Here is a 23447-nt window from a genome sequence, read left to right as displayed (position 1 = left end):
TTCTTCGCCCCTCCGCGCGTACGAGTCGTACGAGTCGTTCGTGTGCCGGTGTCGGCGGCTCCTTGCTGAGTTGAGTTTCCGCCCCTGACGCGTCGGGTCGGTCGTTCTCCGTTCGTCTCGCCGATGAGTCGATCCATCGAATCCGACGATCCGTCTCTCTGTCGACCTGTCCATGGGCCGACACATCGGTACGTCTCGTGCGTCGGCACGGCGGTACGTCCGTACGTCCGTACGTCCGTACGCGGCACCTCAGCACGTCCCTCACCAGCTCCAACCCCCCGGAGCATCCCCATGACCATCAGCCATGCCCCGCCCCCGCCACCCAGTACCGTCAAGCGGGAGGCACCACCTCCGCCCGCCCTCGTATCCCTCTCCTCCCCTGCCACCTCCTCTCGCCGCTCACGCGTCCGCGTTCCCCGTTGGCTGCGTCGTACCTCCGGGCCGCTGTTGCTTCTCCTCGTCTGGCAACTCGCCAGCACCAGCGGGGTGTTGAAGGCCGGCGTGCTCGCCTCGCCCGGGACCATCGCCGGGGTCGCGCGGGATCTGGTCGCCGACGGGTCGCTCACCTCGGCCATGGGGGTGTCGCTGCAGCGGGTCGCGCTGGGGCTGCTGCTCGGCACCGTCGTCGGGACCGTGCTCGCGTTGCTGGCCGGGCTGTTCCGGGTCGGGGAGGATCTCGTCGACGCGAGCGTGCAGATGCTGCGGACCGTGCCGTTCGTCGGGCTGATCCCGCTGTTCATCATCTGGTTCGGGATCGGCGAGGCGCCCAAGGTCGCGATCATCACGCTCGGTGTGACGTTCCCGCTCTATCTGAACGTGTACGCGGGGATCCGGGGCGTCGACGCCCAGTTGATCGAGGCCGGGCAGTCCCTCGGGCTCTCGCGGTGGGGGCTCGTACGGCATGTCGTCCTGCCGGGGGCGTTGCCCGGGGCCATGACAGGGCTGCGGTTCTCGCTCGGTGTGGCGTGGCTCGCGCTGGTCTTCGCCGAGCAGGTCAACGCCGATTCCGGGATCGGCTTCCTGATGGTGCAGGCGCGTGACTTCCTGAGGACCGACGTGATCGTCGTCTGCCTGATCGTCTACGCGTTCCTCGGCCTGCTCGCCGATTTCGTCGTCCGTACACTCGAAAGGCTGTTGCTGCAATGGCGACCGACGTTCACCGGGCAGTGAGCCCGAGCCAGGCCGAGCTCTCCGGCAAGGACGGGGAAGAATCAGCCGCCGTACACGTCCGCGGACTGTCGCGTACGTTCGACGGGCGGCGGGTCATCGATGATCTCCAACTCGCCGTGCAGCCCGGGGAGTTCGTGGCTCTGCTCGGGCGGAGCGGATGCGGCAAGTCGACGCTCCTGAAGATCCTCGCCGGGCTCGACCGGGACATCGAAGGAACCGTGCTCGTGCCGCGCCGCAAGGCGACCGCGTTCCAGGCGCCGCGGCTCATGCCGTGGAAGAAGGTCTGGCGCAATGTCCTCCTCGGACTGCCCGACAAGCCCGAACGGGCTGTCGCGGAACGGGCGTTGGCGGAGGTCGGGCTCGATCACCGGGTCGACGCCTGGCCGAAGACACTCTCCGGAGGCGAGGCGCAGCGGGCTTCGCTCGCCCGTGCCCTGGTGCGCGAACCCGATCTGCTGCTGCTCGACGAGCCCTTCGGGGCGCTCGACGCGCTCACCCGGATCAAGGCGCAGCGACTCGTCGGCGAGCTGTGGCAGCGGCGCGGCTGCGCGGTGCTGCTCGTCACCCATGACGTGGAGGAGGCGGTGCTCCTCGCCGACCGTGTGCTCGTCATGGACGACGGAGTGATCGCCCACGAGACGGAGATCGACCTGCCGCGCCCCCGGGACATCGCCGACCCCGGTTTCGCCGAACTCCGCACCCATCTCCTCGACCACCTGGGCGTCGAAGCCCCGACCCACACCTGACCTGCGTACGAGCGCGCACACCTCGTACGACTGAAGAACGGAATCGGAACCCCATGCGACCACCACGCCGCGCACTCCTGCCCGCCCTGCTCCTCCCCCTCTCCCTGCTGCTGTCCGCCTGCTCCGGGGCCTCGTCCGCCGCCACCTCTCCGGGTGGTACGGGCCAGGGGGCCGTGGACGGGAAGGGTTCGCTGAACGCTCAACGTCGGTGACCAGAAAGGCGGTTCGCGGGCCGTGCTCGCCGCCGCCGGGGAGTTGGACGACCTCGACTACAAGATCAAGTGGTCCACGTTCAGCTCCGGCCCGCCGCTGCTCGAAGCGGTCAACGCGCAGGCTGTCGACCTCGGGGCCGTCGGCAACACCCCGCCGGCGTTCGCCGCGGGCGCCGGGTCGAGGATCACCGTGGTCGCCGCGACCCACGGCACGGCCTACGGGGAGGCCGTGCTCGTACCGAACGGCTCGCCCCTGAAGCGGCCCGGGCAGCTGAAGGGCAAGGCGATCGCCGTGGCCCAAGGCAGTTCCGCGCACTTCCAGTTGGTGGCGTCGCTGAAGAAGGTCGGCCTGACGCTCGACGACGTGAAGGTGAAGTATCTGCAGCCGGCCGACGCGCTCGCCGCGTTCACCGGCGGCAAGGTGGACGCCTGGGCTGTGTGGGATCCGTACACCTCTCAGGTGCTGGAAGCGAAGCAGGGGCGGGTCCTCACCGACGGCGAAGGGCTTGTGAACGGCCTCAACTTCCAGGTGGCGGCGCCCCGTTCGCTCAAGGACGGGAAGAAGACCGCCGCCATCGACGACTATCTGCTGCGCCTGCGGCGGGCCCAGGACTGGGTGTTCGACCACCCCGAGGCCTGGGCGAAGGTGTGGGCCAAGGACACAGGACTGCCGTACGAGGTGGCGCTCGCGGCCGTGAAACGGACCAACGGTACGCGCGTTCCGGTCGCCGTCGACAAGAACGTGGTGACGTCCGAGCAGGAGATCGTCGACACCTTCGCGGAGCTCGACCTGATTCCGCGCCGTGTCGCGTTCAAGGACTTCGTGGACGAGCGCTTCAACGGCGAACTTCCGCCCTCCACCACCCCCGCCCGCAGCTACGAGAAGCACGCGAAGGAGTCTCAATGACGAAGTCAAGCCGTCTGCGTGGCCGGCGGGGTGGGGGTGAAGAGTCGGCCGTCACGCAGGAGTGCCCACAGGACGCTGGCCCTTCGGCGGGCCAGTGCGATCACAGCCTGCACGTGCTTGCAGCCCTCGCTTCGCTTCTTGAGGTAGAAGTCCCGGTTTGGTCCATCGCGCATCATGCTGGTCTGCGCCGACATGTAGAAGACCCGTCGCAGACGTCGGCTGTAGCGCTTCGGACGGTGCATGTTGCCGGTCCGGCGCCCAGAGTCACGGGGCACAGGCACCAGCCCAGCCGCCGAGGCGAGATGGCCTGCATCGGCGTACGCCGCGAAGTCGCCGGCGGCAACGATGAACTCCGCCCCGAGTATCGGCCCCATACCGGGCAGGGACTCGATGATTTCGGCCTGCGGGTGGCTACGGAAGGTCTCGCTGACCTGCCTATTGATCCGCTTCAGGCGGTCGTCCAAGGCAAGGATCTGCAGGGCCAGATCGGTCACGATCTGGGCCGCAACGTCCTCACCGGGCAGCGCGGTCTGCTGGGCCTGGGCGGCTTCCAGCGCGGTGGCCGCGACCGCGTCGGCGCCACGCACGTTGCGGTGGGCAAGCCATGCTGTGAGCCGGGCCCGTCCCCGGCGGCGGATCGCGGCCGGCGTCTGGTGACCGGTCAGCAGCACCAGCGCACCCTTGTGGTTGCTGTAGTCGAAGGCTCGCTCCAGCGCGGGGAAGATGCCGGTCAGCACGTCGCGCAGTCGGTTGATCATCCGCACTCTGTCGGCCATCAGATCAGACCGGTGGGCGGTCAGAAGGGCAAGGTCCGCGGCCAGTTGGGCGGGCACGTCGATGACGGTGAAGTCGTTGCGGTGGCGGGCAGTCTCCGCGATGACGTAGGCGTCGCGGGCGTCAGTCTTGGCCTCGCCTCGGTAGGCGCCCGACATGCGGTTGACCGTGCGCCCGGGAACGTAGACGGCCCGCTGGCCGTGCGCCGCGAGCAGGGCCAGCAGCAGTGCCGAGGACGTTCCAGAGATGTCGACCGCCCAGCGGGTCTCGTCGGCCAGATCGAGGATTTCGCCAAGCGCGGTCAGGATGGCCGCCTCGTCGTTGTCGACCTTCTTGGACCACACCGTGGCGCCGGTCTCGTCGACAACTGCCACCCAGTGATGGCCCTTGCCGGCGTCGATGCCGGCCCAGAGCCGGTCGCATCGCTTGCTCATCTGCCCCTCCTCGTTCCACACGGCATGCCGTCGGCCCGAGGAACACCCCGCTGTCATCTCCGTAATCAGCGACCGAAACGCACATCTCAATCAGCAGCCAGGGCGCCCCGGAGAGCCGGACGGCCACTCCTTCGGAGCCACGACTGGCAAGACCCGATCAGCCACATCCGGCCCTCCCGGGCCACCCACAACTTACGGACTCCCGATGACCGTTCACCTGCACTGGTTCCTGCCGACCGGCGGCGACGGACGTACCCTCGTCGACCGGCACGCCTACACCGACGGCGGCATCAAACGCGAGCGGATCACTCCGGTGAGCGGGGTGCGCGCGCCCGATATCGAGTATCTGGCGCAGATAGCGAAGGCAGCCGAACAGCTGGGTTTTGAGGCGGTGTTGACGCCCACGGGCACGTGGTGCGAGGACGCGTGGCTGACGACGGTCGCCCTCGCGCAGCACACCGAGCGGCTGAAGTTCCTGGTGGCGTTCCGGCCAGGGGTGATCTCGCCGGTGCTCGCCGCGCAGATGGCGGCGACGTATCAGCGCATCACGCGCGGGCGGCTGCTCCTGAACGTGGTGACGGGCGGGGACTCGACCGAGCAGCGGCGCTTCGGTGACCGACTGGACCACGACCGGCGGTACGCGCGTACGGACGAGTTCCTGTCCGTCGTCCGCGGGGTGTGGCAGGGGCCACCCTTCGACTTCGACGGGGAGCACTTCCAGGTCGAGGGCGGGCTGACCGCGCTGCCGCCGGATCCGCTGCCGGAGATCTTCTTCGGGGGTTCGTCGGCGGCGGCCGGTCCGGTCGCGGCGCGGCACACGGATGTGTATCTGACCTGGGGCGAGCCGCCGGAGGCGGTCAAGGAGAAGATCGACTGGATCCGGGGGCTCGCGGAGGCGGAAGGGCGCACGGTGCGCTTCGGGATCCGGCTGCACAGCATCTCGAGGGACTCGTCCGCCGAGGCGTGGCGTACGGCGGACCGGCTCCTGGATGACCTTGATCCGGAGACGGTCGCGGCAGCCCAACAGGCCCTGGGCAAGAGCGAGTCGGTGGGTCAGCAGCGGATGCTGGCGCTGCACGGCGGCTCGCGGGACAAGCTGGAGATCGCGCCGAACCTGTGGGCCGGAGTGGGCCTGGTGCGCGGCGGCGCGGGGACCGCGCTGGTCGGCAGCCATGCCGAGGTGGCCGACCGGATCGAGGAGTACCACGCGCTGGGCGTGGAGCACTTCGTCCTGTCGGGCTATCCGCATCTGGAGGAGGCGTACTGGTTCGGTGAGGGTGTCATCCCCGAGCTCGCCGGGCGCGGCCTGCTGCCGCGCGTTCCGGCCTCGCCGCTCCTCGGGGTGCCCGCGGCGAACGGGCGGCCCTCGTCGGCTCCGGGCGGCGCTCCGCTCCTGGTGGCGGGCGGGCGTTGAGGCGGATCGGGGCGGATCGGGGCGGATCGGGCGGGGGTGGGCCCGGCGGGCAGGCCGGTTTCCGGGCGGTTTCCGGGCCGGTTTCCGGGCGGTTTCCGGGACGGTTCGCGGGACGGTTCGCGGGACGGGATGAGGGCCGGTCTCCGGGCCCGCTCGCGGGACGGGAAGAATCCCACCTCCGCCCGAGTTAGTAGAATCGTGAACGGATTCGAGGTACGCGGAGCTACGGACGCTGCACGGAACGTGCAGGTCGTGGTGGTGGGCGCGGGGCAGGCCGGTCTCTCCGCCGCCCACCATCTGCGGCGCACCGGCTTCGAGCCAGACCGGGACTTCGTCGTCCTGGACCACGCCCCGCGCCCCGGCGGTGCCTGGCAGTTCCGCTGGCCGAGCCTTACCTACGGCCGCGTGCACGGCATGCACGCCCTGCCCGGCATGGAGCTGACCGGCGCCGATCCGGAGCGGCCTTCGTCCGAGGTGATCGGCGAGTACTTCACGGCGTACGAGGAGACCTTCGACCTGCGCGTGCACCGGCCCGTCGAGGTGCGCGCGGTGCGGGAGGGCGAGGGCGGGCTGCTGCTCGTCGAGAGCTCGGAGGGTACGTACGCGACGCGGGCGCTGATCAACGCGACCGGCACCTGGGACCGTCCGTTCTGGCCGCGCTATCCGGGGCAGGAACGGTTCCGCGGGCGGCAGCTGCACACGGCGCAGTACCCGGGGCCGCAGGAGTTCGCCGGGCAGCGTGTGATCGTCGTGGGCGGCGGCTCGTCCGGGGTGCAGCATCTCCTGGAGATCGCGCCGCTCGCGGCGGAGACGACTTGGGTGACGCGGCGCGAACCGGTCTTCCGCGACGGCGAGTTCGGCCGGGACCAGGGGCGGGCCGCGGTGGCGCTCGTGGAGGAACGGGTCCGCCGGGGGCTGCCGCCACGCAGCGTCGTCTCGGTGACGGGCCTCGCCCTGACGGAGGCCGTGCGCCAGGGTCGGGCCGATGGAACGCTGGACCGGCTCCCGATGTTCGACCGGATCACGGCGGACGGCGTGGCCTGGGACGACGGCCGCGAGGTGGCGGCCGACGTGATCCTCTGGGCGACCGGATTCCGTCCGGTCGTCGACCATCTGGCGCCGCTGCGGCTGCGCGAACCGGGCGGCGGCATCCGCCTCGACGGGACGCGCGCGGCCCGCGATCCGCGGGTGCATCTGGTCGGGTACGGCCCGTCGGCGAGCACGATCGGCGCCAACCGTGCCGGACGGGCGGCGGTTCGTGAGATACGGCAACTTCTTTATGGAGAAAGGGAGTTGATGGCCGGGGTCCGCTGAGCGCGGGGAGGGGCACACCCGCCGGTCCCTCGGCGATGGCCTGGACGTTCAGCCCGCGGGGTTGGCCTTGGGCTGCTGTTGGCTGATGGCTGAGCCGCGTCGGCCCTTGCTACTGATGTCCCGTCGCTCAGCCCGCAGCGTTGACCCTTGGGCTACTGATGGCCGGTCGCTCAGCCCGCGGCGTTGGCCTTGGGCGCGTCCGGGCTCTCCTTCTGCTGCCGCGCGCCCTCTGACTCGCGGACGCGGTTGAACTCCTCGACGTTGCGGCGGTGTTCCTGGTAGTCGGCGGTGAAGCGGGTGTCGCCTGGCTTCACCGTCACGAAGTACAGCCAGTCCCCGGCCGTCGGCGCGAGCGCCGCCTTGACCGCCTCGTCGCCGGGGTTGGCGATGGGCGTCGGCGGCAGACCGGTCTTCTCGTACGTGTTGTACGGGCTCTTGATCTTCGTGTCCGCGGTCGTGGTGTCGAGGGTGGAGCGGTTCAGGGCGTAGTTGAGGGTGGAGTCCATCTGCAGGGGCATGCCTCGGTCGAGCCGGTTGTAGATGACGCGGGCCACCTTGCCCATGTCCTGCTTGGTCTCGGCCTCGGCCTGGATGATGCTCGCGATCGTGACCGCCTGGTAGACGGAGACGGCGTTGCGGTCGGCGCCCTTGGTGACGGCTCCCGCGCCGAACTTCTTGTTGGCCGTTTCGACCATGTACGCGAGTACGGACTTCGGGGTGGCCTGGTCGCCGATCGGATACGTCGCGGGGAAGAGATATCCCTCGGGGTTGCCGGAGGACTCCCCCGGCAGCTTGAGTCCCGCCGATCCTGCGGCCTTCTTCGTGGTGCCCTTCCGGACGCCGAGGGCCTTGTCCACCGCCTCGTAGACCTGGCCCGAGCGCCAGCCCTCGGGGACGAGCAGGGTGTCCGGGCCGTCGTCGCCACGGTTCAGGAGCAGGGGCACCGCCACGGCCGTGCCGATCACGAGAGCGCCGGTCACAAGGAGTGCGACCCGGCCACGGCGGGTCAGCCGGATCTTGCCCTGGCGCGGAGTCTTGTTCACCATGTGGGCACGGTACCCCGAGAGTTAGGTCAATCCAGGCATATCTGACATATCTTCAGCCCGGAGTCCACTCGGGTGCGGTGAACCGTGCGGCAACGTGTGGGGGATGTGCGGGGAGCCCTGCGGGAGCCTCGTGAGGCCGTACGCCAGGGCCACGCTCCTCGGCAGCCATCGCGCTCTTACGGCTCAGCCGGTCCCGCGGGGCGGCTCTATGCGGGCGTCCCTCCGGACCAGGGCTGCGTACCGGCCGTTCTCCTTCATCAGCGCCTCGTGCGGGCCGCGTTCGGCGATGCGGCCGGAGTCGAGGACCACGATCTCGTCGGCGGATCTGACCGTGGAGAGCCGGTGGGCGATGGTGATGCTGGTGCGGTTCGCGGAGAGGGCGTCGACGGCCCGCTGCACCGCGTGCTCGGTACGGGTGTCGAGGGCGCTGGTGGCCTCGTCGAGGATGAGCACGGGCGGGTCCCGCAGGATCGTCCGGGCGATGGCGAGGCGCTGCTTCTCGCCACCGGAGAAGCGGTGACCGCGCTCGCCGACCACCGTGTCGTACCCGTCGGGCAGCGATGCGATGTGGTCGTGGATCTGCGCCGCGCGGGCCGCTTCGTGCAGCTCCGCGTCGGTCGCGTCAGGCTTGGCGAAGCGCAGGTTGTCGGCGACCGAGGCGTGGAAGAGGTACGTCTCCTGGGAGACGACGCCGATCGCGCGGGCGAGGGTGTCGAAGTCGAGGTCGCGCACGTCGACGCCGTCGAGGGTGACGCGGCCGCCCGTCACGTCGTACAGGCGCGGGACGAGGTGGCTGAGCGTCGACTTGCCGGAGCCGGTGGGGCCGACGACGGCGAGGCTGCCGCCGGCGGGGACGGTCAGGTCGACGGCGTCGAGCACGGGGGCGCGGGCGGGCTCGGCCGCCGCGCCTTCGGCGTCGTACCTGAACTGCACGTTCTCGAAGCGGACTTCGCCCTTCACGGTGTCCAGGCGGACGGGCTCGGCGGGCTCCTCGATGTCGACGGGCAGGTCGAGGTATTCGAAGATGCGCTGGAACAGGGCGAGGGAGGTCTGGATCTGGACGCCGGTGGAGAGCAGGCTCACCGTCGGCCGGAAGAGGCCCTGCTGGAGGGAGACGAACGCGACGAGCGTGCCGAGCGAGATCGCCGGGCCGCCGAAGTGCAGGGCCAGGCCCGCGGCCCAGTAGATGACGGCGGGCATGGCGGCCATGACGATGCCGATGACGGACATCCGCCAGCGGCCCGCCATGTTGGTGCGGACCTCCAGGTCGATGAGGCGCTCGGACTCGGTGGCGAAGTTGCGGGTGAGCGAGTCGCCGCGGCCCATCGTGCGGCCGAGCAGGATGCCGCTGACGGAGAGCGACTCGGTGACTGTGGCGGCCATCGCGGCCATCTGCTTCTGCCGCTGGGTGGCGATCTTCTTGCGCTCGCGGCCGACGCGGCGGCTGATCCACACGAAGAGGGGCAGCAGGGCGAGCGAGACGACGGTCAGACGCCAGTCGAGGGCGAGCATCGCGACGATCGTCGCGACGACGCTCGTGAGGTTGGAGACCAGGGAGGTCGCGGTGGACGTGACCGTCGCCTGCATGCCGCCGATGTCGTTGGCGATGCGGGACTGGACCTCGCCGGTGCGGGTTCGGGTGAAGAAGGCGAGCGACATGCGCTGCAGGCGGCCGTAGACCGCCGTGCGCAGGTCGTGCATGACGCGCTGGCCGACCGTCGTGGAGATCAGCGTCTGCAGCACGCCGAAGACGCTGGTGACGACCGCGCTGAGGATCATGCCGAGCGCGAGCAGGCTGAGCAGTCCGGTGCGACCCTCGGGGATCGCGGTGTCCAGGATCTCCTTGAGCAGGAACGGCGTCGCCACGGAGACGAGCGAGGACGCCGCGACGAGCAGCCCGACGAGGGCGAGGCGGCCGCGGTACGGACGGAAGAGCCGCAGGATGCGGCGGATCTGGCGAGGCTGGTCGGGATCGGGGGGTGGTGGCGTCCAGCCGAAGTCTTCGGGGCGCATGGGCCTCCTGAGGTCGAGTGCGCGATGACTGCGTTGAGCCTAGCTCATTGTTACCTCTATTCACAATGAGCTTTGTCCTGCTAGGCTGCGATCATGACCACAGCGGCCACGTCCTCACCCGATCCGGACGGCCTCCTCGCCGACCACCTGCTCCGCCTGGCCCGGCGGCTGCATCGCGCGCAGAAGCGCCACCTCGAACCGGTCGGCCTGACCCCCGGCGAGTCCCGGCTGCTCCGCCTGGTCGCGCACCACGAGACGCCGCCGCGCATGGCCGATCTCGCGCACGGCCTGGAGGTGGTGCCGCGCGCCGTGACGACCCTGGTCGACGGCCTGGAGGCGGCCGGTTGCGTGCACCGGGCGCCCGACCCGGAGAACAGACGGGTGATCCGGATCGAGATGACAGACGACGGGCGCAAGACGCTGCGTGCGCTGCGCGACGCGCGCCGGGCCGCCGCAGAGGACATCCTGGCTCCATTGACCGCTGACCAGCGCGAGGTGCTCGGCGGACTGCTCACCACCCTGGTGGACGACCGGGCCCAGTGCTGAGTACCACCCGGACGGGCTGCCGGGCCAGGTGCTGAGCATCGGCCCGGGAGACCGCCCGGGCCGATGCCGAGAAGAGCTGAGAAGAACGGACGACGACGTCGAGGAGGCGCTCATGCCCCTGCTGGAGCCCAACGCGGACGCCCTGCGGCCCACGGTGCGGGAGCCCGCGCCGGCCCCGGACCGCGTGCCGGACCGGCAGGCCGCCGGCACCCCCGAACCGCTCAGGAGCGACCTGACCGCGCTGCTCGGCGAGGACAAGGTGCTGCACAAGATCTCCGACCTGGTGCGGTACGCCTCGGACGCCAGCCCCTACCGCTTCGTGCCGCAGGTCGTGGTCGTCGCCGAAGACATCGACGACATCTCGGCGGTCCTCTCGTACGCGCACGGCAAGGGCCGCGAAGTCGTCTTCCGCGCTGCCGGGACCAGCCTCAACGGACAGGCGCAGGGCGAGGACATCCTGGTCGACGTGCGCCGGCACTGGGCGGGCGTCGAGGTGCTCGACGACGGGGCGCGGGCCCGGATCGGTCCCGGTACGACGGTGGTGCGCGCCAACGCCACGCTCGCCCGGCACGGACGCGTCCTCGGGCCGGACCCGGCGAGCGCCATCGCCTGCACCCTCGGCGGGGTCGTCGCCAACAACGCCTCGGGCATGACGGCCGGCACAACCCGCAACTCCTACCGCACACTCGCCTCGCTCACCTTCGTCCTGCCGTCCGGGACGGTCGTCGACACCGCCGAGGCGGACGCGGACGAGCTGCTCGCGCATGCCGAACCCGCGCTCTGCCAGGGCCTGTTGGACCTGAAGGCGGATATCGAGGCGGACCCCGAACTCGTCGCCCGGATCCGCGCCAAGTACGAGATCAAGAACACCAACGGCTACCGCCTGGACGCCTTCCTCGACGGATCGACGCCCGTGGAGATCCTGCGCGGCCTGATGGTCGGCTCCGAGGGGACCTTCGGCTTCATCGCGGAGACCGTCTTCGACACGCTTCCGCTCGACCGGCTCGTCTCCACCGCTCTGCTGTTCTTCCCCTCGCTGCCCGCCGCCGCTGCCGCCGTGCCCCAGTTCAACGAGGCAGGTGCGCTCGCCGTGGAGCTGATGGACGGCAACACGCTGCGCGCGTCGGTGAGCGTGGCCGGCGTCCCCGCCGACTGGGCCGACGTCCCGAAGGACACCACGGCGCTGCTCGTCGAGTTCCGCGCGCCCGACGAGGAGCAGCAGCGCGCGTACGAGGAGAGGGCCGCCGCGGTCCTGGACAATCTCCAACTCGTCGCGCCCGTCGCCTCGGTGACCAACGCGTTCACGCGCGAAGCGAAGACCATCGCCGGGTACTGGAAGGCCCGCAAGGCGTTCGTCACCGCCGTCGGCGGATCGCGCCCTTCCGGTACGACGCTGATCACCGAGGACTTCGCGGTGCCGCCCGCCCGGCTCGCCGACGCCTGCTCCGCGCTGCTCGACCTGCAGACGCGGCACGGCTTCGACGCGGCCGTCGCCGGGCACGCCGCCCACGGCAACCTGCACTTCCTGCTGGCGTTCGACGCGGGCCGAGCGGCGGACGTCGAGCGGTACGCCGCGTTCATGGACGAGTTCTGCGCGCTGACCGTGGAACGGTTCGACGGCTCCCTGAAGGCCGAGCACGCCACCGGCCGCAACATCGCGCCGTTCCTGGAGCTGGAGTGGGGCCCGAAGGCCACCGAGTTGATGTGGCGGACGAAGCAAGTCATCGACCCTGACGGGGTGTTGGCGCCTCGCATCGTCCTCGACCGCGACCCCAAGGCCCATCTGCGGGGCCTCAAGACCATCCCGCAGGTGGAGGCCATCGCCGACCCGTGCATCGAGTGCGGCTTCTGCGAGCCCACCTGCCCCAGCCACGACGTGACGACCACGCCGCGCCAACGCATCGTGCTGCGCCGCGAGATGATGCGTCAGTCCCCCGGCTCCCCGGTCGAGGACAGCCTGGTGGAGGCGTACGGATACGACGCCGTGGACACCTGCGCGGGCGACTCCACCTGCAAGCTGGCCTGCCCCGTCGGCATCGACACGGGCCTGCTGATGAAGGACTTCCGGCACGCCCGGCACTCGCCGCGCGAGGAGCGGGTCGCCGCACTCACCGCCCGCAACTTCAAGCTCGTCGAGACCTCCGCGCGCCTCGCCGTGGCCGCCGCCGACAAGATCGGAGACCGGCTCCTCACGTCGGTGACGCGTGCCGCGCGCAAGGCCGTTCGCCCCGATCTCGTACCGGAGTGGCTCCCCGAGATCCCCGGCCCCGCCGCGCGCAAGCTGCCGTCCACGTCCCGTGTCGGCGCCGCCGCCGTCTACTACCCGGCGTGCGTCAACCGCATCTTCGGCGGGCCCGAGGAGGACGTTTCGCTCGCGCAGTCCGTCGTGGCCGTCACCGCCCGCGCGGGTAAGCCGGTATGGATCCCGGACGACGTGACGGGCACGTGCTGCGCGACGATCTGGCACTCCAAGGGGTACGAGGAGGGCAACCGCGTGATGGCCAACCGGATCGTCGAGGCGGCCTGGGGCTGGACGGCCGGCGGACGGCTGCCGCTTGTCGTCGACGCCTCGTCCTGCACGTTGGGCATCGCGCACGAGGTCGTGCCGTATCTCTCCGACGACAACCGGGAGTTGCACGCGGAGCTGACCATCGTCGACTCGCTGGTGTGGGCCGCCGAGGAGCTTCTGCCGCACCTGACGGTTCTGCGCACTGTCGGTTCGGCCGTCCTGCACACCACGTGCTCGATGCGGCACCTCGGGGACGGCGACCAGTTGCGGCAGCTCGCCGAGGCCTGCGCGGACGAGGTCGTCACCCCCGACGACGAGGCCTGCTGCGGCTTCGCCGGTGACCGCGGCATGCTGCACGAGGAACTCACGCGCGCGGCCACGGCCCGCGAGGCGGCGGAGGTCACGTCGCGCGAGTACGACGCGCACCTGTCGGCCAACCGCATGTGCGAGGTGGGGATGGATCATGCGACGGGGCGGAGTTACCACTCGGTGCTGGTGGAGCTGGAGCGGGCCACTCGGCCGTGAGCGTGGCCCTTCGGGGCTTGAGGGCGGGTGACATCGCAGGGGGCTGGGGCCTTCCGGAGGCAGGTGGATACGTCGCCTTGGACAGGGGGCGAGGATGAACGGGCCGGAGGGTCCTATGACGTAGGGCTCGAAAGGCTGCCCGCTCGGCGGCGGCGAGCATCGCCTTGACCCTCTCCATCGCACCGCGTCCGACGCGACGCCGAGGCAGTGCGCGCGCTGTACGCCCGGGCGGCGCATCGGTGGACGAGGGCGGCGCCCGGCGAGAGTTTCGTCCAGGAACGGGGGGGACGGAATCTCACTGAGCCCCAACTCCCGTAGTCCCAGCTCTAGTCGGGCGATGGCCGCTCCCCCGCCGGCGTGCGCACCGCGCTCGGTCTCCCCACGCGCGAGCACGCCAGACACACCGCGCGGCACCACCGGATTCACTGAGTCCAAGTCCGCCCGCGATAAGTCCAAATCCCCGTCCCTGTCGGTCCCTTGCGCCAAGCGTGATCTTCCGGACAGGGTGGCGTCGCCGTTGCTCCACCCACGTACCACCTACGCGTACGGAGGTCCCATGCACGACGACACGTCCCTGCCGCAGCCCGACGGTTCCGCCGATGAGGCGGCGACGGAGCCGAGTCCCGGTCAGGGCGGTTCCGGTGTCTCCCGCAGAGCCATGATGCGCAACGCCGGAATAGCCGGTGTCGGCCTGGGACTCGCGGGACTCACCGGAGGCACGGCGCACGCGAACCCGGCCGCCGCGACCACGCCCGCACAGGCCGCAGCCGCAGCCGAGGCCCCGCCGCGCAAGGGCCGGACCATGATCGGGGTGCCGTTCGAGAAGCGGTCCACGGTGCGGGTGGGAATCGTCGGCCTCGGCAACCGCGGCGGCAGCATGATCGACCTCTTCCTCGCGTTGCCGCAGGTCAAGGTCGTGGCGCTGTGCGACCCGGTCAAGGAGAAGGCCGCCGCGGCCGCGAAGAAGGTCACCGACGCGGGCCAGCCCGCCCCGGCCACGTACACCAAGGGCCCGGACGACTACGAGAACCTCTGCCAGCGCAGCGACCTGGACTTCGTGTACGTCGCGACGCCCTGGGAATCGCACTTCGAGATGGCGAAGGCGGCGATGCTGAACGGCAAGCACGTCGGTGTGGAGTGTCCGATCGCGCTCGAACTCGGCCAGCTCTGGGAGCTCGTGGACCTCTCCGAGCGCACCCGCAAGCACTGCATGCAGTTGGAGAACTGCTGCTACGGCAAGAACGAGATGCGGGTGCTGCGCATGGCGCACGCCGGGCTCTTCGGTGAGCTCCTGCACGGCGCGGGCGCGTACAACCACGATCTGCGCGGCCTGATGTTCGACCCGGACTACTACGAGGGTCCCTGGCGCCGGCTCTGGCACACGCGACTGCTCGGCGACCTCTACCCGAACCACGGCTTCGGGCCGGTCGGCAACTACATGGACGTCAACCGCGGCGACCGCGTCACGCACATCTCCAGCTTCGGCACCCCGGCGCTCGGCCTCGCCGAGTACCGCAAGGAGCACATGCCGCCGGGCGACCCGAGCTGGAAGGAGACGTACATCGAGTCCGACCGCACGATCAGCCTCGTACAGACGGAGAAGGGCCGCGTCATCCGGCTCGAGCACGATGTGTCGACGCCACACCCGTACTCGCGTATCAACAGCCTCGGCGGCACGAGGGGTGTGTTCGAGGACTACCCGGAGCGGATCTACCTGGAGCCCACCCACACCGACGATCAGTGGCACGACTTCGGCGAGTACGCGGAGTGGGACCACTGGCTGTGGAAGGAGCACTCCAACCCGCCCGGCGGGCACGGCGGTATGGACTACATCATGCTGTTCCGCCTGATGCAGTGCATGCAGCTGGGGCTGGTCCCGGACTTCGACGTGTACGACGCGGTCACATGGACGGCGCCGGTGCCGCTGAGCCATGCCTCGATCAAGGCGAAGGGCGCACCGCAGGCGATACCGGACTTCACGCGTGGGCTGTGGAAGAAGGCCCGGCCCGGGGTGGACTCGGAGAAGCCGGAGGGGTAGCGGATGGGGGGCGTTGTGGTCCGGCCCCGGCTCGCCGGGGCCGGACCACAACGTGTCGGCTCAACTCACTTTCGGATCGGTTTCGTTGGAGGTGGAGGCGGAGGCGGAGGCGGCTCCGGACGTTGCTACCGAGGCAGCAAGCACGTCATCGTTCCGGGACTCCCTCGAAGGCTCCACCGGGTCCTTCTTCAGGTCCACGCCGGACTCCTGCTCCTCTTCCGGTACGAACTCGATCTCCCCGGACAGCACCTTCTTCGCCCTGTGGGCGTCGAGCGCGCCCTCCCAGCGGGACACGGCGAACACGGCCACGCAGTTGCCGAGCAGGTTGACGGAGACCCGCATCGCGTCCATGATCCGGTCGACGCCGAGCAGCAGGGCGACGGCACCGGCGGGGATGACTCCCAGCGCGGACGCGGTGGCCGACAGGGCCAGGAACGCGGAACCGGGAACTCCGGCCATGCCCTTGCTCGTCAGCATCAACACCAGGACAACGGTGACCTGCTGACCGAGCGTCAGGTCGATACCGACAGCCTGCGCGATGAACAACGTACCGACGGAGAGGTAGATCGAGGCACCGTCGAGGTTGAACGAGTAGCCGGTCGGCAGCACGAGCCCCACGGCGTCGTCACGGCAGCCCGCCTGCCGCAGCTTCTGCATCATGCGCGGCATGACGGTCTCACTGGACGCGGTGCCGAGCGCGAGCAGCAGCTCCTCGCGGGTGTAGCGGATGAACTTCCACAGGCTCAGCCCGGTGACCACCTTGAGCGCGATCCCGAGCAGAACGAGGAAGATCAGCGCGACCGCGTAGCAGATGCCGATGAGCTTTCCGTACGTGGAGAGCGCGCCGAGGCCGTACTCCCCCACGAGGTGCGCGGTGGCGCCGAAGACGGCGAGCGGGGCCAGCTTCATGATGAAGCCGACGACCGCGAAGACCAGCTCCTGCGCCTGCTCGATGGCGGGCAGGATCGCGGGCACCTTGGTGTTGCCGAGGTGCAGCAGCGCCGCACCCACCAGGCAGGCCAGGACGAGGACCTGGAGCAGGGAGTTCTCGGCGAACGCACCGACCGCGCTGTCCGGCAGCGAGTGCAGGATGAACTCCGAGGTGGACGGCAGCTCGCCGCCACCGGTCTTCTCGTCGACGGCTGACGCGTCGAGGGACGCGGGGTCGACGTTCATGCCGAAGCCGGGTCGCCCGAGATTTCCGGCGACCAGACCGACGACGAGGGCGATGGTGGTGGCGACCTCGAACCAGATCAGGGCCTTGATCCCGATCCGGCCGAAGGCCTTGAGGTCACCGGCCTTGGTGATACCGGCGACGACCACGCAGAACACGAGCGGGGCGATCATCGCCTTGATGAGCCGTACGAAGCCGTCGCCGAGCGGTTGGACGGCGGTGGCCACCTCGGGCCACAGCCGTCCGACGAGGACTCCGATCACAAGAGCGCAGGCGACCTGCGCGAACAATGAGGTACGCAACAAGCGTGCGACGCGTCGCGGTAGGGACGGTACGGACTGCGGCACGGGCACTCCTCCGAAGTAACTTCTGGTATGCGGAAACTAACTTCCGCGAAGCGTCACTCTGACTGAGAGATGACGCTTGGAGAAGACGTCAGTGTCAGATCCGTGTAAATCTTGGATCTTGCTACAAGGGTGCGGGGTGTGAGGGCGCAGGCGTCGACGTGGTGGCGGGTGCGGTGGCGGGTGACCCTGGGTGCCACGGGAGCCCGACACCGCGCGCTGTTCAGGCCGGCGAGCCGAGGTTGCGCTTGTCACCCATGACGATCACCGGGTGAGACTTGGGGTCCAGCTCCCGCAGCAGGTACCGCATCGCCGACTCGGACACACTCACGCAGCCCGACGTGCCGCTGCCGTGGTCGAGGTGCAGCCAGATGTAGCCGCCCTTGGACTGGCCCTGCGGACGGTTCGGGTCGTTGGGCGGGGTGCCCTTGACGCGGTTGTAGTCGATGGCGATCACATGGTCGAAGTCGTGCCAGTGCGTCTTGGGCCACGAGCGGGACGCCTGGAACGCGGGCGAGTGCGTGTACGGAAGGCGGGCGTCCGGCGCGGCGAGCACCCCGCCCGCGTCGCTCAGCGTGAACACTCCGACCGGGCTCCGCTTGTCGCCCTCGCGATGATCGGTGGTCCAGCCGCGCTTGCCGTTGTGCGCGGGCCAGCTGCGTGTGCGGTCCCAGGTCGCACCGTGCTTCTCGTACAGGTACAGCGTGGAGTTCGCCGAGTTCTCACCCTCGCCCCGGACCACCAGGGCCTGACGGGCCGCTGCGGGGATGCGCCGGTGCAGGGCGGTGCCCACGTCCGGGAGACGTTCGAGGTTCTGGGTGGCGGCGGGGGCCCCCGGGTTCTCTGGGTTCTCTGGGCTCTCTGGGTTTGCGGGGTTCGCTGAGTTGCCGGTGCTGCCCGTGCTCCCGGTCTGCGCGGGTTCGGTTCCGGGTGCCTTGTCGCCCGAACTCCCGCTCCCCGTCGTACCGCAGGACGTGAGGGTGGTCAGAGCGAGCACCGTCGCGAGAGCTGCCCCCACGGTCGTCCGGCTGATTGTCCGTCGCGCCGTCCCCGCCCTGAGTGTCCCCGATATGCGCATACGGGCCATCGTCGCACCCGGTGCCACCGTCTCCGCCCGTGCGTGCACCGCACTCCGGAGGAATGACCGGTTCTTTGCAAGCAGGCAGAAAACCGTTTGCCTCGGGCCCCGTTCCGGAGTCAGCCTTACACGGTTTCCCCCATTTCCTCAGACCTCCCCCTGCCTCCCTTCCTTCCCTCCTCAAGCGCCCCGTTCATCAGCTCCTCAGCCGCAATCAGCGCCGTGTGCTCCACCGCGGCACGGCGATCGACCTCTGGGACGTCATGCAGATCAGCGATCTTCCGTACGCCGACCCGGGTGTGCCCGACGCCCGCTCGGGCCCCCGGTTCCTGTGGTGGCTCGGACGCAACCAACTGGGCGGTCAACTCAAGTCGCTCGCCTGGGGCCTGCTGCACTTCACAGCCGTCATGACCCTGCCGCTCGGGGTGGGCTTCGCCGTCCAGGCCGTCGTCGAGCGGTCCGGCACGCGTCTCGCCATGGCCGGGCTGCTGCTCGTCCTCTCCGGGATCGGCATCGCACTCGGCGACACCATGCTGCACCGCACCGCCGTCACCAACTGGATCACGGCGGCCGCCCGCGTACAGCAGCTCCTCGCCCGCAGGACCGCGTATCTGGGTGCGGCCCTGACGCGTCGCGTCGCCGCCGGTGAAGTGGTCGCGGTGTCCACGGGGGACGTGGAGAAGATCGGCTGGTTCGTGGAGGCCGTCTCGCGGTTCACGGCCGCCGCCCTGACGGTCGTCGTGGTGTGTGTGGGGCTCGTCGTCTACCAACCTGACCTCGGTCTCGTCGTCGCCATCGGTGTTCCTCTCGTCGGTCTCGGCGTGCTGCCGTTGCTGCCGCGCGCCACTCGGCTCGCGGACACCCAGCGCGAGAAGGCGGGCAAGGCCACCGAGCTCGCCTCCGACACGGTGGCCGGTCTGCGGGTGCTGCGCGGCATCGGCGGCGAGGAGCTCTTCCTCGACCGCTACCGCCATGCCTCCCAGGACGTGCGCCGCGCCGCCGTACGCAGCGCCCGCATGTGGTCCCTCATCACCGCCGCCCAAGTGCTGCTCCCTGGTCTGCTGCTCATCGCCGTGGTCTGGCACGGAATCGGTCTGGTCCGGGACGGCCATATCGCGGTCGGTGAACTGGTCACCGTGTACAGCGCGGTGATGCTTCTGACCTATCCCCTGCGTCACTTCGAAGAGATCGCGATGGCGTACTCCTTCTCCCGCCCGTCCGCGAAGCGCGCCGCGCGGGTGCTTTCGCTGGAGCGGGGCTCTTCGGCGGGTTCGGGTTCGGGTGTTCCTAGCAGTTCGGGTTCGGGTGAGGCGGCGCCTTCCGGGGACCTGTTCGACCCCGTGACCGGCTTGCTGGCCCCCGACGGGCGGCTCACGGCAGTGGTGTGCGGGGACCCCGACGAGGCGGGCCGGATCGCCGAACGGCTCGGCGGGCACGCCGCGCTCGACACCCCCGCCCCTTCGGTGCGGCTCGGCGACGCCCAGCTCGATGCCCTTCCCCTCGCCACCGCCCGCGCCGCCGTCCTCGTACAGGACAAGGACCCCGTCCTGCTCTCCGGCACGTTGCGGGAACTGCTCGACGTGCCCGCGTCGGGAAAGGTCGCCGCCGCAGACGCCCTGGCCGCGGCCGAGTGCGCCGACGTGCTCGACGCCCTTGCGCAGAACTCGGTGGACGACGACCCAATGGAGGCGCCGATCACCGAACGCGGCCGGTCGCTCTCCGGCGGCCAGCGCCAACGCCTTGCCCTCGCCCGCTCGTTGGTGACCGACCCGGAGGTGCTCGTACTGGACGAGCCGACTTCCGCCGTCGACTCACACACCGAAGCGCGCATCGCGGACGGCCTGCGCTCCATCCGCCGGGGCCGCACCACCGTCGTCTGCACCTCGTCCCCGCTGCTCCTGGACCGGGCCGAGCGCGTGGTGTTCGTCCACGAAGGCGAGGTGGCGGCCGTCGGCGTGCACCGCGAACTCGTTCACACCCACCCCCGCTACCGCGCCGTCGTGACGCGGGAGACGGACGAGGAACAACAGCAGCGCACCGACCCCGACGCTCGGACGGACTCGGGCACAGGCACTCGCACCAGCACCGGCACCGGCACCGGCACGCGCAGTGGAGCGGCTGTGTCCGGCAGGACCGGCGGGAAGACCACTGCCCGGGTCGGCACGACCCGCGTCGGCATCGAGATCGACATCGAGGAGAGAGCATGATCGGCCTGGCGCCGCCGGAGTACGATCCAGCGGCTCCCCGCACCACGGAGACGCTGCCGGTGGGCAGCCCCGCGACGGTACGGGCGTACGTGCGTGAACTGTTCGCCCGGCACCGCAAGGCGTTCGCCCTGCTGATCGGCGTCAACGCCGTAGCGGTGATCGCGTCCATGGTCGGCCCCACGCTCCTCGGCGATCTCGTACAGCACGCCGCCGATGGCAGCGGTGATCCCCAACTGGGCCGCGCCGTCGGGCTGTTCACGGCTGCCCTCGTCCTCCAGGCGGTGTTCATCCGCCTGGTCCGGCTGCGTGGTGCGATGCTGGGCGAGCAGATGCTGGCCGACCTTCGCGAGGACTTCCTGATCCGCTCCGTCGGACTGCCGCCCGGCGTCCTGGAGCGCGCAGGCACCGGTGACCTGCTGTCCCGTATCACCACGGACATCGACCGGCTGGCCAACGCCATGCGCGAAGCGGTGCCGCAGGTGACCATCGGCGTCGTGTGGATCGGCCTGCTCCTCGGCGGCCTGGCCTTCACCTCGCCGCCGCTCGCGCTCACGGTGCTCCTCGCCGTTCCCGCGTTGGTCATCGGCTGCCGCTGGTACTTCAAGCGCGCCCCGTCCGCGTATCGCTCGGAAGCCGCCGGGTACGCCGCCGTGGCCGCCGCGCTCACGGAGACCGTGGACGCGGGACGCACCGTGGAGGCGCACCGGCTCGGTGCCCGCCGGATCGCGCTGTCCGACCAGCGCGTCCGGGAATGGACTGCTTGGGAGCGATACACCCTCTACCTCCGTTCCGTGCTGTTCCCCGTCATCAATGCCACCCACGTGACCGTCCTCGCCGCGGTGCTGCTCATCGGCGGCGTCTTCGTCCTGCAGGGCTGGATCGACGTCGGCCAGCTCACGACCGGCGCCCTGATCGCCCAGATGATGGTCGACCCGGTGAACCTGATCCTGCGCTGGTACGACGAGTTGCAGGTGGCCCAGGTGTCCCTGGCCCGCCTCGTGGGCGTCCGCGAGATCGAACCGGGCGCGGGCGACACTTCCGTCAGTCCCGACGGGCGCGAGGTCACGGCGGACCACGTGCACTTCGGTTACCGGCCGGGCGTGGACGTACTGCACCAGGTGTCCCTGTCCGTACGGCCCGGCAGCCGGGTCGCACTGGTCGGGCCGTCCGGCGCGGGCAAGTCCACCCTCGGCCGACTGCTCGCCGGGATCTACGGTCCCCGCACCGGCTCCGTCGCCCTCGGCGGTGCGGAGCTGTCCCGGATGCCGGCGGAACGCGTCCGCGAGCACGTCGCCCTGGTCAACCAGGAACACCACGTGTTCGTCGGCTCGCTGCGCGACAACCTGCTCCTGGCCCGGTCCGACGCACAGGACACCGAACTGTGGGCAGCCCTCGCCGCAGTCGACGCCGACACCTGGGCACGGGCTCTCGAGGAAGCCCTCGACACCCAGGTCGGCTCGGGCGGCTTCACGCTCACTCCCGCGCAGGCTCAGCAGATCGCCCTGGCCCGCCTGGTGCTGGCCGACCCGCACACGTTGGTCCTGGACGAGGCCACATCCCTGCTCGACCCGCGTGCGGCCCGGAACCTGGAGCGATCCCTGGCACGCGTCCTGGACGGCCGCACCGTGGTCGCCATCGCGCACCGCCTGCACACGGCCCACGACGCCGACGTGATCGCGGTCGTCGAACAAGGCCGGATCAGCGAGCTGGGCAGCCACGACGAACTGGTCGCCGCCGACGGCGCGTACGCGGCGCTGTGGCGGTCCTGGCACGGGTGATAGGGAGCTCACGGGCGCCGACCAGGTAGGCGGGGGCAGATCAAGTGACCGAGCATCACATGCGAGCCAGCGATCCTGCGCGCTGACCGGAGGAGCTGGCAGCCGCGCCGGACGGCAGCTCCTCCGCCGGTCGACCTGCGCCAGGGCATGCGCCAGGCCCGGCCCTTCTCCTGCCTCCGCCCCCTGCCCCTGCCCCTGCCCCTGCCCCTGCCCTCAGCCAATCCCTCCCGTGGCCCGGATGTTCTGCCCCGTGATCCATCTCCCGTCCGGCCCCGCCAGGAAGCCCACCACGTCGGCCACGTCGGACGGCTGTCCGAGTCTGCGGAGCGGGGTCATCGCCACGGCCATCTCGAGGTTCTCGGCCGAGTTGGTGCCTCGTAGGAGATCGGTGTCGGTCGCGCCGGGTGAGACCGTGTTCGCCGTGATGCCCCGGGGCCCGAGCTCCTGCGCCGCCACAGCGGTCAGCTGCTCGATCGCGCCCTTGCTGGCCGCGTACGGGGCGTTCTGCGGGGCCGGGCGAACGGTGTTCAGCGTGGAGATGGTGATGATGCGGCCACCGTCACGCATGTGCCGTGCCGCATAGCGGATAGTCAGGAATGCGGCCTTGGCGTTGACCGTCATCGCCTGGTCGAAGACCTCCTCCTCGGTCTCCGCCAGAGGCGCCACCGAGAAGTTGAGCGCGGCGTTGTTCACCAGGATGTCGAGTCCGCCGAACCGTTCGTCGGCGACCTCCATGAGGCGCTCGGGCGCCCCTCGCTCGGCCAGGTCGAGCTGCACGCCGTGGACACTGCCTCCGGCGTCCTCGACTTCTCGTACGACGTCCGCCGCCGCCTCAGTACTGTGCGCATAGTTGAACACCACACTCGCCCCGTCACGGACCAGGCGCTCCACGATCGCCCGGCCGATGCCCCGCGAACCGCCCGTGACGATCGCCGTCTTGCCCTTCAGCACTCCCACTGCACCCTCCCCGAATCGTGCGCGGCCCTGCCTTCGAACACACTCGAATCTACGCCCTGGATCACCCGGAATCCCACGTTCCCACAGGCCAGAACGTTCGCTGAGAGCAGAGCGGCGAGCGGTGTGAAGGGTGAACGTGCACTAACTGATCGTTTCAGAATGAAGTTCGTTGTGGGGCTTGGCAGTTGGGTGTGGCCTCGACAGGATCTGTTGGGTGTCTGCTGATCTTGTGCCTGATGACCTGTGGGAACGTGTGGCCCC

The 23447-nt window shown here is 70.1% G+C and carries 15 protein-coding genes and 1 pseudogene; 10 read left to right on the top strand and 6 right to left on the bottom strand.

Features of this window, described 5'->3' with window-relative positions; genetic code table 11:
- Positions 1–291: 291 nt before the first annotated feature.
- The 3 genes and pseudogenes from RCO28_RS32195 (at position 292) to RCO28_RS32185 (ending at position 3035) form a co-directional block, all read left to right on the top strand.
- On the top strand, positions 292–1170 hold the full coding sequence (locus RCO28_RS32195; protein ID WP_308944862.1) for an ABC transporter permease: 879 nt from the start codon (positions 292–294) through the stop codon (positions 1168–1170).
- Positions 1143–1916 carry an ABC transporter ATP-binding protein gene (locus tag RCO28_RS32190; RefSeq protein WP_308944861.1) on the top strand — a complete coding sequence of 258 codons (774 nt, stop codon included), beginning with the start codon at positions 1143–1145 and terminating at the stop codon, positions 1914–1916. Before RCO28_RS32195 ends, RCO28_RS32190 begins: the two co-directional genes overlap by 28 nt.
- Positions 1917–1969: 53 nt before the next feature.
- Positions 1970–3035 (top strand): annotated as a pseudogene (locus tag RCO28_RS32185) (ABC transporter substrate-binding protein).
- A 5-nt stretch (positions 3036–3040) separates the two neighbouring features.
- Here RCO28_RS32185 and RCO28_RS32180 read toward each other — a convergent pair.
- Complete coding sequence (locus tag RCO28_RS32180; RefSeq protein ID WP_308944860.1) at positions 3041–4243, bottom strand: IS110 family transposase; 1203 nt, start codon at positions 4241–4243, stop codon at positions 3041–3043.
- Positions 4244–4448: 205 nt separating this feature from the next.
- Between RCO28_RS32180 and RCO28_RS32175 the strand changes: the two genes are divergently transcribed.
- Together RCO28_RS32175 and RCO28_RS32170 are read left to right on the top strand one after the other, a co-directional pair.
- Entirely contained in the window at positions 4449–5657 is a 1209-nt protein-coding gene (locus RCO28_RS32175; protein WP_308944859.1) for an LLM class flavin-dependent oxidoreductase, read from the top strand.
- 198 nt (positions 5658–5855) lie between these two features.
- Positions 5856–6971 carry an NAD(P)-binding domain-containing protein gene (locus RCO28_RS32170; protein WP_308944858.1) on the top strand — a complete coding sequence of 372 codons (1116 nt, stop codon included), beginning with the start codon at positions 5856–5858 and terminating at the stop codon, positions 6969–6971.
- A gap of 170 nt (positions 6972–7141) precedes the next feature.
- Here the strand turns inward: RCO28_RS32170 and mltG are convergent, their stop codons facing one another.
- Positions 7142–8017: an endolytic transglycosylase MltG gene (gene mltG / locus RCO28_RS32165; RefSeq protein WP_308944857.1), complete on the bottom strand. Its 876-nt coding sequence runs from the start codon at positions 8015–8017 to the stop codon at positions 7142–7144.
- 183 nt (positions 8018–8200) lie between these two features.
- On the bottom strand, positions 8201–10030 hold the full coding sequence (locus tag RCO28_RS32160; RefSeq protein WP_308944856.1) for an ABC transporter ATP-binding protein: 1830 nt from the start codon (positions 10028–10030) through the stop codon (positions 8201–8203).
- Between the two features lie 93 nt (positions 10031–10123).
- On the opposite strand from RCO28_RS32160, the gene RCO28_RS32155 reads away from it, so the two are divergent.
- The 3 genes from RCO28_RS32155 to RCO28_RS32145 all read left to right on the top strand — a co-directional run bounded on the left by RCO28_RS32155 (position 10124) and on the right by RCO28_RS32145 (position 15648).
- Positions 10124–10576, top strand: coding sequence for a MarR family transcriptional regulator (locus tag RCO28_RS32155; RefSeq protein WP_308944855.1), 453 nt, complete (start codon positions 10124–10126; stop codon positions 10574–10576).
- Positions 10577–10688: 112 nt separating this feature from the next.
- A complete protein-coding gene (locus RCO28_RS32150) occupies positions 10689–13610 on the top strand; it encodes an FAD-binding and (Fe-S)-binding domain-containing protein (protein WP_308944854.1) in 2922 nt (973 codons plus the stop codon).
- A 556-nt stretch (positions 13611–14166) separates the two neighbouring features.
- On the top strand, positions 14167–15648 hold the full coding sequence (locus RCO28_RS32145) for a Gfo/Idh/MocA family protein (RefSeq protein WP_374991289.1): 1482 nt from the start codon (positions 14167–14169) through the stop codon (positions 15646–15648).
- A 60-nt stretch (positions 15649–15708) separates the two neighbouring features.
- Here RCO28_RS32145 and RCO28_RS32140 read toward each other — a convergent pair whose 3' ends face one another.
- Positions 15709–17169: a cation:dicarboxylate symporter family transporter gene (locus RCO28_RS32140; RefSeq protein ID WP_308944853.1), complete on the bottom strand. Its 1461-nt coding sequence runs from the start codon at positions 17167–17169 to the stop codon at positions 15709–15711.
- Positions 17170–17389: 220 nt separating this feature from the next.
- On the bottom strand, positions 17390–18244 hold the full coding sequence (locus RCO28_RS32135) for a L,D-transpeptidase family protein (RefSeq protein ID WP_374991288.1): 855 nt from the start codon (positions 18242–18244) through the stop codon (positions 17390–17392).
- 263 nt (positions 18245–18507) lie between these two features.
- Here RCO28_RS32135 and RCO28_RS32130 point away from each other — a divergent pair, with 263 nt between their 5' ends.
- Entirely contained in the window at positions 18508–20451 is a 1944-nt protein-coding gene (locus RCO28_RS32130) for an ABC transporter ATP-binding protein (RefSeq protein ID WP_308944933.1), read from the top strand.
- The gene (locus tag RCO28_RS32125; RefSeq protein WP_308944851.1) at positions 20448–22229 is read left to right on the top strand and encodes an ABC transporter ATP-binding protein; all 1782 of its coding nucleotides are present in this window, start codon (positions 20448–20450) and stop codon (positions 22227–22229) included. Before RCO28_RS32130 ends, RCO28_RS32125 begins: the two co-directional genes overlap by 4 nt.
- 213 nt (positions 22230–22442) lie before the next feature.
- Here the strand turns inward: RCO28_RS32125 and RCO28_RS32120 are convergent, their stop codons facing one another.
- Positions 22443–23186: a glucose 1-dehydrogenase gene (locus RCO28_RS32120; RefSeq protein ID WP_308944850.1), complete on the bottom strand. Its 744-nt coding sequence runs from the start codon at positions 23184–23186 to the stop codon at positions 22443–22445.
- Between the last annotated feature and the right edge of the window lie 261 nt (positions 23187–23447).

Origin of the sequence: Streptomyces sp. LHD-70 (assembly GCF_031157275.1) — a bacterium.
In the GTDB taxonomy this organism is placed as follows: domain Bacteria; phylum Actinomycetota; class Actinomycetes; order Streptomycetales; family Streptomycetaceae; genus Streptomyces.
This window is presented reverse-complemented; position numbering and strand designations above follow the sequence as displayed.